This window comes from Colwellia sp. D2M02, from assembly GCF_018860755.1.
GTDB classification, from domain to species: Bacteria; Pseudomonadota; Gammaproteobacteria; order Enterobacterales; family Alteromonadaceae; genus Colwellia; species Colwellia asteriadis.
In genome coordinates this window covers 14449-29375 of sequence record NZ_JAHKPW010000060.1, presented here as the reverse complement: position 1 = coordinate 29375, position 14927 = coordinate 14449, and the positions used below count along the sequence as shown (strand labels likewise).

Annotated in this window: 14 protein-coding genes; 10 read left to right on the top strand and 4 right to left on the bottom strand. The window is 36.8% G+C overall.

The window, feature by feature from the left end; genetic code table 11:
* Window positions 1-505 precede the first annotated feature (505 nt).
* From KO495_RS10650 to KO495_RS10610, 9 genes are all read left to right on the top strand, one after another.
* The gene (locus tag KO495_RS10650) at window positions 506-1549 is read left to right on the top strand and encodes a porin (RefSeq protein ID WP_215980466.1); all 1044 of its coding nucleotides are present in this window, start codon (window positions 506-508) and stop codon (window positions 1547-1549) included.
* 10 nt (window positions 1550-1559) lie between these two features.
* Complete coding sequence (locus tag KO495_RS10645; protein ID WP_215980392.1) at window positions 1560-1976, top strand: phosphate ABC transporter substrate-binding protein; 417 nt, start codon at window positions 1560-1562, stop codon at window positions 1974-1976.
* Between the two features lie 105 nt (window positions 1977-2081).
* On the top strand, window positions 2082-3698 hold the full coding sequence (locus tag KO495_RS10640) for a methyl-accepting chemotaxis protein (protein ID WP_215980391.1): 1617 nt from the start codon (window positions 2082-2084) through the stop codon (window positions 3696-3698).
* Window positions 3699-3914: 216 nt separating this feature from the next.
* Entirely contained in the window at window positions 3915-5123 is a 1209-nt protein-coding gene (locus KO495_RS10635; RefSeq protein ID WP_215980390.1) for an EAL domain-containing response regulator, read from the top strand.
* 196 nt (window positions 5124-5319) lie between these two features.
* Entirely contained in the window at window positions 5320-5859 is a 540-nt protein-coding gene (locus KO495_RS10630) for a MarR family transcriptional regulator (RefSeq protein WP_215980389.1), read from the top strand.
* Between the two features lie 144 nt (window positions 5860-6003).
* Window positions 6004-7377, top strand: a complete 1374-nt coding sequence (locus KO495_RS10625) for a cytochrome ubiquinol oxidase subunit I (RefSeq protein ID WP_215980388.1) — start codon at window positions 6004-6006, stop codon at window positions 7375-7377.
* A gap of 4 nt (window positions 7378-7381) precedes the next feature.
* Window positions 7382-8380, top strand: coding sequence for a cytochrome d ubiquinol oxidase subunit II (locus tag KO495_RS10620; protein WP_215980387.1), 999 nt, complete (start codon window positions 7382-7384; stop codon window positions 8378-8380).
* A 117-nt stretch (window positions 8381-8497) separates the two neighbouring features.
* Window positions 8498-9028, top strand: a complete 531-nt coding sequence (locus KO495_RS10615) for a hypothetical protein (RefSeq protein ID WP_215980465.1) — start codon at window positions 8498-8500, stop codon at window positions 9026-9028.
* A 320-nt stretch (window positions 9029-9348) separates the two neighbouring features.
* The gene (locus KO495_RS10610) at window positions 9349-9516 is read left to right on the top strand and encodes a hypothetical protein (RefSeq protein WP_215980386.1); all 168 of its coding nucleotides are present in this window, start codon (window positions 9349-9351) and stop codon (window positions 9514-9516) included.
* Window positions 9517-9626: 110 nt separating this feature from the next.
* Here KO495_RS10610 and KO495_RS10605 read toward each other — a convergent pair whose 3' ends face one another.
* The gene (locus KO495_RS10605) at window positions 9627-10715 is read right to left on the bottom strand and encodes a patatin-like phospholipase family protein (protein ID WP_215980385.1); all 1089 of its coding nucleotides are present in this window, start codon (window positions 10713-10715) and stop codon (window positions 9627-9629) included.
* Window positions 10716-10744: 29 nt separating this feature from the next.
* Complete coding sequence (locus KO495_RS10600) at window positions 10745-12097, bottom strand: anti-phage deoxyguanosine triphosphatase (protein ID WP_215980384.1); 1353 nt, start codon at window positions 12095-12097, stop codon at window positions 10745-10747.
* Between the two features lie 338 nt (window positions 12098-12435).
* Here KO495_RS10600 and KO495_RS10595 point away from each other — a divergent pair, with 338 nt between their 5' ends.
* Window positions 12436-13095: a transporter substrate-binding domain-containing protein gene (locus KO495_RS10595; protein WP_215980383.1), complete on the top strand. Its 660-nt coding sequence runs from the start codon at window positions 12436-12438 to the stop codon at window positions 13093-13095.
* A gap of 41 nt (window positions 13096-13136) precedes the next feature.
* Here KO495_RS10595 and cmoB read toward each other — a convergent pair whose 3' ends face one another.
* Window positions 13137-14105, bottom strand: a complete 969-nt coding sequence (gene cmoB, locus KO495_RS10590) for a tRNA 5-methoxyuridine(34)/uridine 5-oxyacetic acid(34) synthase CmoB (RefSeq protein ID WP_215980382.1) — start codon at window positions 14103-14105, stop codon at window positions 13137-13139.
* A gap of 63 nt (window positions 14106-14168) precedes the next feature.
* Complete coding sequence (cmoA, locus tag KO495_RS10585; RefSeq protein ID WP_215980381.1) at window positions 14169-14903, bottom strand: carboxy-S-adenosyl-L-methionine synthase CmoA; 735 nt, start codon at window positions 14901-14903, stop codon at window positions 14169-14171.
* Between the last annotated feature and the right edge of the window lie 24 nt (window positions 14904-14927).

Genomic DNA, 14927 nt, shown 5'->3' with positions numbered 1-14927 from the left:
TTTTAATCGCGGCGGACAGTGTGTTACCTAGTCATTCTAAGTAAATACTGTTCAACAAAGAATAAAGCGCTTTTAGCCGAATCCTTCTAACAGCGTTTGTTGGTCATTTTACTGCGTTATCACCTTTTTATGTGACGCTACATAAGTGTAGTTTATTAGACAATGCAGGATCTTATTGTCCTGAATAACCACACATAAAGGCTCTGTCTTGTATAAATAGCCAACAAAAATCTGCAAAACAATCTCGAAAGATCAACAGCCCCTAGTTACTGACGCTTTTAGTTAAACTTGACAGATTACTTACTTTAAATATCCTCTGTATTTCAGTCTCTTTCTTGACTAAAGCCTACCTGTCTACTTAACTTGAACGATATCAAACCTACTATTTTAGTTAATTTATAACAAACCCAAGCGCTGTCTAAGCTTACATTCAAAACATTGAGGGCATAGTATGAAACTTATTTCATGTATCAAATTAATAACGGCTACGTCATGCTTGCTTAGTATGCACAGTTATGCTGATATTAATTTTTCTGGTTTTGCTAGTGTCAATGCCGGTAAAGTACTTAGTGGTACAGGTGTTGAACATTATGATGTACCGCCAACTTTTCTTGCTGATTACCCTATTGTTTCTGCTTATACCGAAGAGTGGGATATGGCTCCAGAAAGCTTATTTGGCTTACAAGTTACCGCCGATCTTACTGATGGTTTAAAAGCCATTGCCCAGCTTGTTGGCCGAGGTGCCGAAGACTACTCTCCTGAATTTGAATGGGCTTACCTTTCTTATGAAATTAATGAAAATTGGACGGTACAAGCGGGTCGAAAGCGCTTACCGCTTTTCTATTATTCTGACTTTTATGATGTTGGTTATGCTTATGTTTGGATGCGAGCTCCAGCGGATAACTATACTTGGCAAATATTTAATTATAACGGCATCAATTTAATGTATAACACCGATATAGGTGACTGGTCGCTAGCAACCAATGTTTATACGGGTAAAGAAGACGATAAAGAAAATAAACTTTTAGGGGATTTTTTCTTTAAAGAAGAAACCCGAGAAATATGGAAGGATATGTTAGGTGGTGTCGTTAACTTAAGCAAAGACTGGTTTGAAGCGCGTTTAACATACATGCAGTACACCAATGAGCGTTTTATTGGGGGGCAGCAAACTACATGGGGAGGAAGCGATAGTAGAGATGGTCGATTTTATGGTGCATCTTTTAACTTTGATTTTGATAATTGGTTTCTGCTTAGTGAAATAAACCGCTTAGACCTAGAGTTTGACGGGAACTTGGACACTAATATGATAACGTTAGGTTATCGTATTAATGCTTTTACTCCATTTGTTGCTTACTCAAGCATGAAACAAAAAGGAGACGGTGTTTTTGATGGAGAAAACCATAATACAACTTCGGTAGGTCTTCGTTGGGACTTTCATGATTCAGCGGCATTTAAAATTCAATATGATGATGTTACAGACAACTCTTACGACTATGCCGTAGCGGGCGATAGCAAGTCACTTTCTTTTGGCGTAGATCTAGTTTTTTAAGGAAATAGGCATGAATTTTTTTAATAAAATGTTAGTTATTACCGCGCTAATGATTAGTCATAATGCACTTTCTGAAGTTGTTGTTATTGTTAATAAGAGTAATAGTGGTGATGTTGATGCAACCTTAGTAAAAAAAATATACTTAGGTAAAGCCAAAGCATTCTCTAATGGTGAAAAGGTGACAGTTTACACACTGCCAACTAATCAAGATGATACTGAATATTTTCGAGAAAAAGCATTAAGTAAGTCTAATAGTCAGTTCAAATCTTATTGGTCAAAACTTGTGTTTACGGGTAAGGGCACACCAGCAACAGAAGTTGATAGCGCAGCAGATATCATTGCTGCGGTAAAAAAAGATCCATCGGCTATTGGTTTTGTAAATAGCAATGATGTTAATGATGAAGTAAAAGTGGTAGTTAACTATTGAACAATAATTTTTGGGAGTGTTAAGTGTTGGTATTTTGTACGTAATAGACACCTATGTAGTCGTTGGTGTCTGTTGCATTAATCTAGTTAGGTTAAGAGGAATGGTATGAATTTTTTTAGAAAGTTACCTATTCTATATAAGATATTGGCGATATTAGTTATCGCTATATTAAGCTTCGTCGTGAATTTAATTATTAATATTAATGCAATATCAACTAATCAACGCTTATTAAATACTATAGAAAATACCACTATCCATTTAGTTAATCTAACCAGTGAAAATGTCACACGTTGGCAGCGTATTGATGAAGTTTATAGCCAAAGTGTTTCATTTGCTGACGAAGACTTAATCGCACAAGCTGGTACAATGTTGGAGAGTTTAATCGAAAACTTTAAGCGTATTGACTCCCTTGATAGTAGCTTCTCAGATATAAATAAAACCATTGAACAAAGTCAAAAATATAATGTAATAAGTAAAGATATTTCAGAAGCTTTTATTAATGAAACTATCGACTTTCAAGCCGCTCAACCTAAGATAAAAGAAAAAACAGCACTGTTTGAAACAGTACATGGCGTGTTAAAACAGGATAAAGAAAAAGCAGCTAATTTATTTAAATCGCTTATTAAAAAAACAATCAGTAATTCGAATGACTCTAGAGATTTAAGCATTGTATTAGGTGTTTCACTTTTATTAGTGATGTCTTTACTTAGTATAATAATTGCTCGCTATGTAAGTAAGTCTGTTGTGATCATTGATTCATCACTACAAGAACTAGCCCTAGGAGGAGGAGACTTAACCAACCAAATTAAGGTTATTAGTCAAGATGAGCTGGGTAGTGTTGTAAAAAACTTTAATGCGTTTACGCAATTTCTAAGAGTTATTGTTAAAGAAGTGGTTGATACAGTACCTCCTCTTACGGCAAGCGCCGAAAAGCTAACGGAGAAAGTTCGAGATGTGAATGGTAATGTTCAAGAGCAAGCCGATGTAGCTGAGGTTACTAAGCAGTCAATGATTGAAATGCAGTACAGTGTTACTGATATTGCTAAATCAGCTTCTCAAGCTGCAACAGCTGCAGGAGAAGGGGAATCGGAAGTCAATTTAGGTATGGAAAATGTGCAAAAGTCTTTATCTGTATCGACTGGGCTTGCTGAAGAAATTGGAAATGCCTCACATGTTATCGATCAACTAGCTAAAGACTCCCAAAACATGAATCAAATTCTTGATGTTATTAATGGCATTGCAGAACAAACTAATTTACTTGCCTTAAACGCAGCAATTGAAGCCGCAAGAGCTGGCGAGCAAGGGCGCGGCTTTGCTGTTGTTGCTGATGAGGTGAGAAATTTAGCGTCTAGAACGGCACTCTCGACAACTGAAATTCGAGAACTATTAGACAAGTTAATATCTGCAGCAGATAAGTCAGTAACAACAATGGCGCTAGCGAGTGAACAAGCACAGAATAATGAAAAAATCTCATTAGAAGTCGATAAATCATTAACAAAAATAAAAGCTCAAATTGGTCACATCAGCTCTATGAATAGCCAAATAGCAACAGCGACAGAAGAGCAGTCGAGTGTTGCAGAAATTGTAGTGAATAACATTGAGCAAATGCATAGCAGTTTTGGCGCAACTCAGTGCTCAATTGAAGAAATAGGAGAAATAGCGTTAATGCTTGATAGTAACTCAGTTAAGCTACAAACAACCACGTCTAAATTTAAAGTATAGTTAAACACGATTACTATTTATCGTGAAAAAGACAAGTTACTTACTAATATTTGTTAGTACCCGTTTACATTTTCTAAAAAGAGTTAGAAATATCTATAGGATGAAAAGGTTAATTCAGTTAAATATTTGCTTTTCGTAGTACAGAGTTAATACTTAACCTTGTAAATATGGTTGTTTATTGAACCGTGGGCGTAACTTGTATTGGCAGGAGGCTACATGAAAGCAACAACGGAACGACCTAGCTTTGATTGGTTAAATGTACTGTTAGTAGATGATAGCCAAGCTATTTTAAGCTATGTAAGCAAAGTACTAGAGAATAACTTCAATATCAGGCATCAACATGTCGCTACTTCAGCTCCCGAAGCCATGCAAATACTTCGTCAAAGTACACAAATAAATTTACTCTTTTTAGATCTTAATATGCCAAATATTGATGGAATTCAGTTATTAGAAAAACTGAGTAAACTTGAATATAAAGGTTATGTTGTGATCATGAGTGGCATTTCTACAAAAATAATTTCATCGGTTGGTTTATTAGCTAAAAAGTATGGCTTGAATTACCTAGGCACTTTAGTAAAACCCATTCATGAAGATGATTTTGAAAATATATTTAATAAAATAGGTACTTCAAGAGTAAAACGCCCAACATTAGAGTCATTAAAAAACTATGAAATTATTAGGGCGATTAAAAGCGATAATATTGAAGTGCGTTATCAGCCACAAGTTGAGTTATCTAGTCGAGGGTTTATCGGCGTTGAAGCTTTATGCCGTATGAACCACCCCAGTTTAGGTATGGTTTCTCCTGATCGATTTATTGATAAAGCAGAAGAAAGTGAGTTGATAATTCATATTACTTTAGCGGTCTTAAAAAAATCAATGCGTGATTGGAAACATTGGTTTGCCTATGGGCTAGATTTAAAACTTTCTGTGAATATTTCACCTATCGCGCTGCAGCAGCCTGAATTTGCAGATACTATTTTTAGTCTTCTGACAGAGTTTTCGATGCCAGCTGATAGGTTATGCTTAGAAATTACCGAGGGGGTATTAGCTAATGACCAAGCACAAGAATTGGTAAACTTAAATCGACTTAAAATGCGAGGTGTTGCTTTAGCGCTCGATGATTTTGGGCAACGACATTCAACCATTGAGCGTTTACAAGAGCTTCCCCTAACTTATCTAAAACTTGATAAAAGTTATTTTATTGATAACCAAGACAACCCCAATCAAATCTCTTTAATTAACACAAGTTTATCTATTGCTAAAAAACTTAATATGCGCACCATTGCCGAAGGTATTGAAGACAGTCGCGTTATGAGCTTAGTCACTGAAATGGGTTGTGATATAGCACAAGGTTATTTTATTGCTAAACCTATGGAGGCAAAACATATTTTAGCTTGGCAACGGGATTGGTTGTCGCTTACATAACGTTATTTTAGTTCCTACCTTATCCTGCCTTAGTTCCAACTTTAGTAGCAATTTACCTTTCTGCACTTATATGTAGCGCTAGTGTCAGTCATAACTTCCAATATTTACCAACAAAGTATTGCAAATAAACCTTGATCTAAATCAAATTAGGTTTAAACTTTCAGAATGTTCTGAAAGTTTGATAGTTGGTTTTTTAATGTTAATGTCATCGCAAGTTGAATCGTTCGTTATGCATTGTGGCGAAATGGGGAGCCGTTGGGGGTTCAATCGTACTGTCGGTCAAATGTATGGTTTGTTAATTATTAACGAACAAGCGCTCAGTGCAATACAAATATCAGAAGCGTTAAACATATCTCGAGGTAATGTCAGTATGGGCATTAAAGAGTTACAGTCTTGGCGTTTAGTGCAAGTACAACACAAACCTAAAGACCGAAAAGAATATTACACACCAGCGGGTAGTATTTGGGAAATGGCAATACGGGTATTTGAGGAGCGTCGTAAACGTGAGGTAGACCCTACTTTATCATTACTGCGCAGTAATTTACTGGAAACTCCTAATACGCAAGAAGCACTTTTTGCTCAAGAAAAAATGAAAGAGATTCATGACTTATTAGAAACAATCACTCATTGGGCGGCAGAGCTGCAAAGTTTAAGCCCTGAAAAACTCAATACGTTAATGAAATTGGGAGCAGGGGTGAGCAAAGTTATTGATATGAAAGACCGACTTTTAAAGTAACGGTGATTATAAATAGTGAGGCTTTGAGCCTTCTTATTAATATTATCGCTAGCCCTCAATATAACACTAAATAAAATCAACCGATTGCAGTAAGTCAGCATTGAACGTAAGAGCGCTGAAGAATGCAATCATTAGGAGTCACACATGTTTGAAACCTTAATGTTATCTCGTATTCAATTTGCTGCGAATATTAGCTTTCATATTCTTTTTCCTACTATTACGATTGCGTTAAGTTGGTTTTTATTTTTCTTTAAATTACGCTTTGATCAAACGGCTGACCCCGTATGGATGCGAGCCTATCGTTTTTGGGTAAAAATATTTGCTATCACTTTTGCTATAGGCGTTGTCAGCGGTATTACTATGTCATTCCAGTTTGGCACAAACTGGCCGAAGTTTATGGAAACGGTTGGTAATATTGCAGGGCCGTTATTAGGTTATGAAGTGCTGACGGCATTTTTCTTAGAGGCGGGCTTTCTTGGCATTATGCTTTTTGGTATTAATCGTGTTTCTGCCAAAGTGCATACGCTCTCTACGCTAATTGTTGCATTTGGCACAACTTTATCATCATTTTGGATTTTAGCACTCAACTCATGGATGCAAACTCCGCAAGGGCATGAAATGAGAGGTGGCGTAGCTTTTCCCGTTGATTGGCTAGCGATTATATTTAACCCGTCTTTTCCTTATCGCTTAAGCCACATGTTATTAGCATCAGGGCTAACAGCTGCCTTTTTAATTGCTGGTATTAGCGCTTATAGACTGCTAAAAGGAGATGATAAAAGAGCCCCTAAACTGACGTTGAAAATAGCACTAAGCGTAGCGATGGTGTTAACCCCATTGCAGATATTTGTTGGTGATTTACATGGCTTAAATACACTGAAGCATCAACCTCAAAAAATTGCGGCGATGGAAGGAATATGGCATACCGAAAAGTCTGCACCTTTGCTTTTGTTTGCGATTCCCGATGAAAAAAACAAGCGAAATACTTTTGAGCTAGCGATTCCTGCCATGGCGAGTTTTATTTTAACTCATGACTTTAATGGCGAAATAAAAGGATTAAATGAATTTGAAGGTAATCACCCGCCTGTGAAGCCCGTATTTTATGCTTTTAGGGTGATGGTGGGGTTAGGTATGTTGATGTTACTTCTTGCTTGGTTAGCCCGTATTCAGTTATGGCGTAAAGATAAGTTACCTCGTTGGTTGTTAAAAATACTCGTGATGATGAGCTTTTCAGGTTGGATTGGTACGTTAGCGGGTTGGTATGTTACTGAAATAGGTCGCCAACCTTGGTTAGTTACCGGCGTACTAACAGTTAAAGATGCTGCAACGACAATCGCGCCAGGCAACGTTGCTTTATCGCTATCATTATACTTGTTGCTCTATCTCGTTTTAATGGTTGCCTACTTACACACCATTTTTACAATGGCAAGTCGAGCTATTGAAATTGAAGAGATTAGCGAAACAGAGCAGCAACCATCACTTAATCAAGCTAGCATAAACGCTACGTTAGCGCAGGAGTAATATTATGTTTGAAATTAATACATTAGCAACGATTTTTGCTGCGTTAATGGGCGTATCTATTTTGTTATATGCCATTCTCGATGGTTATGACTTAGGTGTTGGGATTTTATTACCTCTTGAACAAGCCGACAATAGCGACACTATGATAGCTTCAATTGGTCCATTTTGGGATGCTAACGAAACGTGGTTGGTATTAGCTATTGGCTTATTACTGATCGCGTTCCCTGTTGCCCATAGTTATGTATTTGAGGCGCTATATTTACCTACCGCGATTTTACTGATTAGTTTAGTACTACGTGGCGTTGCGTTTGATTTTAGGGCTAAAGCGGCTTTTAGTCATAAGCCTACGTGGAATAAGGTTTTTAAAGCAGGCTCTTTGCTAGCAGCATTAAGTCAAGGCTACATGTTAGGTATGTATGTTATGGGGTTTGAAAGCTCAATGACGGCATATTGTTTTAGTATGTTAAGTGCTTTTGGTGTTGCTGCAGCATATAGCTATATTGGCGCATGTTGGCTAATTATGAAAACCGAGGGAGCATTACAAATTCAAGCGGTGAACTGGGCTAAAAAAGCTGGCTGGATTTGTTTTTTTGGTGTGCTATTAGTGTCAATAGTTAACCCACTGATAAATGCTGACGTTTACGCTAAATGGTTTACTTGGCCTGTCACCTTATATATTTTACCTCTGCCATTGTTATGTTTTATTTTATTTGCTGTGAGTTATCGCGTTTTACAAAACTTACCTAAAACAGAAGATAGACATTGTTGGTTGCCATTTTGTTTAACGGTTATTATTTTTACTTTATGCTTTATTGGCTTGGCGTTTAGCTTTTTCCCTTATATTGTGCCAGGCAAATTAACTATCTGGGAAACCGCTTCTGCACCTGAGTCATTGAGCTTTATTTTGTGGGGCGCTATTGTTGTTATTCCAGTGATTGCAAGTTATACCGCTTTTTCATACCGAGTTTTCTGGGGCAAGGTACAAGAATTACGATATCATTAAGCACAGTGTTTCCCTTGAGTTTTCTCGTTATTAAGTGAGCGAATGAAGCGTGTTATGAATAATAGTGATAATAATATGACAGCAATAATTACAGCGCAGCAGTTGGCCAATGAAAACATCGTGGAGGAGTTAAAAGGCTTTGGTGATTGTAACTTTAATTTTGCCGTTTACATTGCTAATCAACCCAATATGTTTGAATATCAAAATCTCACTAGCGTTAATCCGTTAGTGACTGGCGAAATAAATAGCATTAATCAAGCGTGTGGTAATGGTTGGCGTAAGGTTTTTAATGTTTATGCTAAGCTACTTTATGCCTTAAATAGCTCTTATTATACTTTTTCAAAAAGTGCACAAACTTGGCAGCAATACCGAGACCACTATTTACTTCAACAACACAGTAAAACCGCATTACTTTTTAGCCCACCAGAGCTTTCTCGGTCAGATGTAGTGCATATTATTTGTGGTAAAACCTATGCTAAGCAATTATTGGCGAGTGAAAAAATACAGGCTTCATTAATTTGGTTAGATGACGAATTTGCTATTGATTATGCAAATAAGCTGATTGTTTGTCCTTATTTTGATTACCGACAACTGTCCAATATTAAAATTGAGAAACTATCTGAATTACTAACCCAGCTGAAAAAATAATAAAATAAACGTTGGCTTTATATTGAAGTTACTGTATATTCGCGCTTGTTGTTTATTCCTATCTAGTTTAATTAACAAGTTATCCATGAGATAACACGTGTTATGCCTTTCCCTTTCACAGTCAGTCAGCACCTCAAATAGTAAGCATAATTATTGTCATATTTTTCGATAGTGTCGTTAAATACTTTGAGTTAACAGTTCAAGTTAAAAAATTACGTAAAATCTTCTGTCATTAAAACAGATTTCATTTATAAAATTTTCATGTAAACAATAATTTAGCTTTCTTAGTCGCGTTTAACGCAATTTAAAGGAGTTTTATTATGTCTTATACCTATAAAGGTAAAGTAGTTTCAATCGTATCGCCGTTAGTATCAATCTCTGTTAACAAACTAAATGTTGTTATTAAAGATCAATCAGGCACACAATTTTTTGAATTTACTAACCGTATTGAGTCAAAAGATTTTTTAACACTATTAGTTAATAGCTAATTGTATTAAAAATGATTACTTAAGGTTAGCACCTTAAGGAAGAGCAACTAACTCATCGTTAATGAGTTAGTTGCTAAAATTTAGTCAAGTTCGCCTATTCGTAGCTTAAGTTACGCTTCTATAAGTTTTACTTTAGACCAATCCTGCTTCTCCAATAAGTCATGTAATGCTTGTGCTAATCGCTCAGTTTCACTTAATACCGTTAACCAATATTGAATACGTGTTTTAGCATCCATTTGAGTAAAATCGTTTCTATCTGGAATTTTTTGGTAGGGGAGTGATTGAATGAAGCGTGCGGACGGCACTAGTAATACGGTATTATCGTAACTTTTCTGAGATACACCTCGTTTACTGCTCTTATCAAACCAGCCCGCTTTAGGGATGCTATTAAAGTGTGGGTATAAGGTTAATGCTGGTGACTCATTTACCGATACTGTTTGCGCATCTTCTAACGTGAAATCAAAATGGTAGTCAATAATTCCGCCATCTCGGTAGGTATAATTTGGAAGGTTAGTAATACTTTTTACACCCGACATTACCATGGGGATAGAGCCTGATGCTAATAAAGCTGACTTAATATTCGCTAATGATAAGTTGTGATAATGGCTTGGAATATTATGTGGATCGACAATGTTAATATTACTGCTAGGCGCTTTAAATACATAGCGCTGATACTGTAATGCTAAGAACTTTCGATTAATTTTATTTAACGCCATGCTAGCGAGTAAACCTGCGCCTTGCGCTAACTTACTTTCATAGCCCGTTAAGCCACGACACTGGCTGACAATAAAATGTGCTTTTAACTGCTTGTTATTTATTACTTCTTGAGCGCCATGCTCACCAAAAATATGGTCGACAATTGTTACTGCCTTAGTTGATATTTCATTTGCAGTAGGCTTTGTTGAATATTCTGTATGAGCGTAGCTATAAGCCAAGCGCTCAATTGCAGCCACAGGATTTTTTTGAGCAAAACAAGCGGCTCTAAAAGCACCTGCACTTGAGCCAACAATATTTAACGGTGCAGCATTAGCCATATTAGTGTTATTGAAGAACTCACTAAATATATACTTGTCTAATCCAAATAAAGTAAACCACTTAGGACCACCACTAGCACCTAAAAAGTGAGTAAACAAATGAGGGGTGAAACCGTGTGTTAATAGGGCTTTTTTTGCGTTTTTTCCAGCATAAATATCGAGCATAATTTTCTATTCGTTGGTGATTAAACTGTTTAGCTAAGACGGTAACCCGACTCGCTATTAGCGTGAAAAAGAGATTGATAAAGGCCCATAGCATAATCATCTGTCATGCCTGCAATATAGTCGGTAATAATACGTTGGTGATTTTGTTGGTTGTTTTTAGCGTATAACCAACGCGCAGCAGTACTATCAGGTAATAATTTTATAGGGTCAGAGGAAAGTGCTTCAAATAACTCCATCACTATTTGTTGACCACGATACTCTTTACGTTGAATCGACGTTTGTTTAATCACAAACTTAAATACAAAACGTTTAAATATTTGTAATACCTGTGCGCTTGTTTCGGGCAAGGTCGCATTATAGCGTAATAGTGGTTCATTAAAAGTGGTGTTGTGGCTAGTGTTAAGGTCGGTTAGTTCAATCGCGGTAATTAAGTAATTGACTAAATCTCCAATAACATCTTTTTGTAGGTGATGTTTATGGCTGAATAATTTTTCAGTTAGTCCCTTACAGAAGCTTTGTAACCAAATATCATCAATTAGCACTAACTTATTTACTACATGTTGTTCAAAATCATTAGGGCTGATCACTTGAGTGACTACGGCATCTTCTAAATCGTGAATACCGTAAGCGATATCGTCAGCAAGCTCCATTATTGAACAGTCTAATGACTTGTAATACGTTTTGGCGTGTTCGAGTTCATTACATGGTTGGCTTTGTTGTTGAAATAAGCTGCGATCGGCATCAGATAGTGGAGCTAGTACCCAATCAATAATATCTTGGTCATCGTCATATAACCCTTTAGGCGGGTGCCAAAGTGCGGACTTTAGTTGTCTAAAGTTAACAGGAACATCAGAGGTTAGTTGAGAGTGCAGTTTACTGAGTGTTTGCGGGTACTTCATTAACCCCAGTAGTGTTCTTCTCGTTAGATTCATACCATAACTTTCACTAAAAGTTTCTAGTCGAGCAACAATCCTTAAGGTTTGTCCGTTTCCTTCAAAGCCTCCGTCGTTACGCATCATATAGTTTAATGCCACCTCACCACCATGACCGAAGGGCGGATGACCTATATCATGAGCTAAACAAATACTTTCAATTAAATTATCACTGTCGGGGAGTAAAGTATGACAAAGCTCAGGATATTTGTAACGTAACTGTGAAGTAATACCAGAGCCTATTTGAGCTGCTTCTAACGAATGAGTTAAGCGAGTTCGAAAAAAGTCACTGCCACGACTACCCATTATTTGTGTTTTTGATTGTAAACGCCTAAACGAAGCCGAGTGTAATATTCTGGCACGATCACGTTGAAATGGGGTTCGGTGATCTGCTTTGCGCGCCGTTACTTTTTCTAATCGTCGTGCAACCCAATATTTTTCAATTTTCATCCGTTATTACTTCCGTTAAATGAGCTTAGACAGTGACGCTTTGAAGTTAATAGCACCTGAAACTGTGTTACTTATTGATAAATGTGGTCACAGAGTGTTTTCATAACTATTATTCAACATAGATTTCATTAATGTTACTATAGTTTTAACCTTAAACTTGTAGTGATTTCAGAGTCAACGTATATTTATTGAATGTTATACGCTTATATGAGAGCTTATAGTGAGGAGATATAGCTATTTTTACAACCAGATTCGTTGCCTTTTTATGTTTAAGTTGCTGTTTCACATTATTTTCTAGCTCTGTTAGTGCACTAACTCACGTTGAAAGAAGCATAGATTTGTCTGCGGGGTTATCAAAACCTCCTTTTGTCATTGCTAATGATAATGAAAACTCAGGTATTCAACTTGATGTTATTAGAGCTGCTTTTGCTACAGAGCAGCAAGGCGTTAATTTTATTCATGTTCCTTTAGCGCGTAGCTTCTCTAGTATTAATAAGTGGCACTTTGACGGGACAATTACGTTACCAACAACTCATCAGCGTGAAGACGTTTATTTATCTGACCCTTATATTGGTTATCAAAATGTTGTCATTACATTAGCAGAAGATAATATTGAGATTAATGATGTAAGTGATTTAGCTAATAAGAGAATTGTTGCTTTTCAAATGGCGAAAAACTTTTTAGGTCCTGATTATGTTAGTGCCGTCAATAAAGCACAAGATTATCGTGAGTTGGCCGATCAAATGAAGCAAATAGATATGCTGTTTTTTAAACGTACAGATGCTTTAGTGCTTGATATAAGTATATTTAAGTATTTTTTATTGCAGCATCATGGTGATAAATATAAGAAATCTTATATTGTGCATCAGATATTTAAACCAGTTAAGTATGGCGCTGGTTTTAAAAATAAAGCGGATAGAGATAAATTCAACCAAGGCTTAAAAGTGATAAAAGCTAACGGTACTTATCAGAAAATACTTGATAAATACCAACGCTAGCTTTTAATTAGTTATAACTAAACGGCTTCTTATGGTTATCGTTATTTATTAGCAATAAAAATAGCACGCTTAGGAGCAGGGTAGCCTTCTATCGTTTTAGTATTGTCATTAGGGTCAAGAAAGTCTTGGAGCGACTCGGTATCTATCCATGATGTTTTACGCTGTTCATCAAGGGCTGTTACGTCAATATTTACCATACGCACATTTGAAAAACCACAGCGCTCTAGCCAAGCACACATTGCCTTTCCACTGGGTAAAAACCAAACATTACGCATTTTAGCATAACGCTCACCAGGTACTAATACGGTATTTTCATCCCCATCAACAATTAATGTTTCTAATACTAGTTCACCGCCTTTAACCAGCTGGGCTTTGAGTTGATATAAAAAATCAATAGGTGAACGGCGATGATAAAGTACACCCATTGCAAAAACCGTATCGAATGCGGCTAACTCAGGAAGTTGCTCAACTCCTAACGGTAGTAAGTTAACTTGAGGATCGTTAATGAAGTGTTGTACTGCGTTAAACTGCATTAAAAATAGTTGGGTAGGATCAACACCAACAACAAATTCAGCGCCAGCACCACGCATACGCCATAAGTGATAACCACTACCACAGCCAATATCGAGCACATATTTCCCTGTTAAGTCAGCAATATGTGGTGCTAAGCGGTCCCACTTAAAATCGCTTCGCCACTCAGTATCTATATGTAAACCATGTATATGGTAAGGGCCTTTGCGCCAAGGCTTAAATTTTTTCATTAGGTTTTCAAGGCGTTTGAATTCGCCCTCGGTAAAGTCACCTAATTCACCTACTTTTACTGTGTTTTGTAAATCAACAGTTGCCCCGTTTTTAGCTGTTGGTAAGGCATCTAAGGTTTTTTGCCAATGTTGATATTCACCATGTAAATTATTATTATGCCAATCGCTTAATTGAGCAGGTAAGCTTGTTAGCCAGTGGCTTAAACGGTTAGTGGCTATTTGTTGATAAAAAGTATTAAAACGGGTCATAAGTATTAAATTAAGGCCTTAGTTGGTGAATAGCGTTATATTGGAGGTGGTGCTACCTGAGCACTATTTTATTGCAACAAAAGAGGTAAAGTTGAAGCACTGAAACCACGGTGAAATATGATTAAAACCTGCATTTGTTAAGCGCTCTGTATGTACTTCAATAGTATCGGTTAGCATCACTTTTTCTAATGCGCTACGCTTTTGCGCAACCTCTAGTTCACTGTAACCGTTATCACGTTTGAATTTGTGGTGAAGATCTATAAGTAGCTCATCTATTTTATTATCGCCCTTAGCTATTTTTTCAGATAATACTAATAAACCACCGGGTAACATACCTTGTGATATTTTATTGAGTAACGCTTGGCGCTGTTCTTTTTCAATAAATTGCAGGGTGAAATTTAAAACCACCATAGAGGCATTGCTAATATCAATATCTTGAATATTGCCTTCAATAATTGTAACAGGAGTTTTTCCTTTAAACGCATCAATATGCATTTTGCAGCGCTTCACCATATCGGCTGAGTTATCGACCCCAATGATTTGACAATTATCGGCGTTAATCCCCTTACGCATAGCAAGTGTGGCAGCACCGAGTGAGCAACCTAAGTCGTAAATATTGCTATTTTTTTGGACAAACTGTTGGCTAAGTCGACCTATTGTGTCGATAATAGTGTTATAACCGGGTACTGAGCGGGCGATCATATCTGGAAAAACTTCCACTACTTGCGCATCAAAAGCAAAGTCTTTTACTTGTTTGTGTGCTTTAGAGTAAATTAAATCAGTGTCAGAATGATGCATAGTGTTAGTACCTAGAGAAAATAA

Excerpts from the sequence above, each read along its gene's own strand:
- KO495_RS10650 (WP_215980466.1), top strand. The coding sequence starts at position 506 with ATGCACAGTTATGCTGATATTAATTTTTCTGGTTTTGCTAGTGTCAAT.
- KO495_RS10645 (WP_215980392.1), top strand. The coding sequence starts at position 1,560 with ATGAATTTTTTTAATAAAATGTTAGTTATTACCGCGCTAATGATTAGT.
- KO495_RS10610 (WP_215980386.1), top strand. The coding sequence starts at position 9,349 with ATGTCTTATACCTATAAAGGTAAAGTAGTTTCAATCGTATCGCCGTTA.
- KO495_RS10620 (WP_215980387.1), top strand. The coding sequence starts at position 7,382 with ATGTTTGAAATTAATACATTAGCAACGATTTTTGCTGCGTTAATGGGC.
- KO495_RS10605 (WP_215980385.1), bottom strand. The coding sequence starts at position 10,715 with ATGCTCGATATTTATGCTGGAAAAAACGCAAAAAAAGCCCTATTAACA.
- cmoB (WP_215980382.1), bottom strand. The coding sequence starts at position 14,105 with ATGACCCGTTTTAATACTTTTTATCAACAAATAGCCACTAACCGTTTA.
- KO495_RS10625 (WP_215980388.1), top strand. The coding sequence starts at position 6,004 with ATGTTTGAAACCTTAATGTTATCTCGTATTCAATTTGCTGCGAATATT.
- KO495_RS10635 (WP_215980390.1), top strand. The coding sequence starts at position 3,915 with ATGAAAGCAACAACGGAACGACCTAGCTTTGATTGGTTAAATGTACTG.
- KO495_RS10600 (WP_215980384.1), bottom strand. The coding sequence starts at position 12,097 with ATGAAAATTGAAAAATATTGGGTTGCACGACGATTAGAAAAAGTAACG.
- KO495_RS10640 (WP_215980391.1), top strand. The coding sequence starts at position 2,082 with ATGAATTTTTTTAGAAAGTTACCTATTCTATATAAGATATTGGCGATA.
- KO495_RS10630 (WP_215980389.1), top strand. The coding sequence starts at position 5,320 with ATGTTAATGTCATCGCAAGTTGAATCGTTCGTTATGCATTGTGGCGAA.
- cmoA (WP_215980381.1), bottom strand. The coding sequence starts at position 14,903 with ATGCATCATTCTGACACTGATTTAATTTACTCTAAAGCACACAAACAA.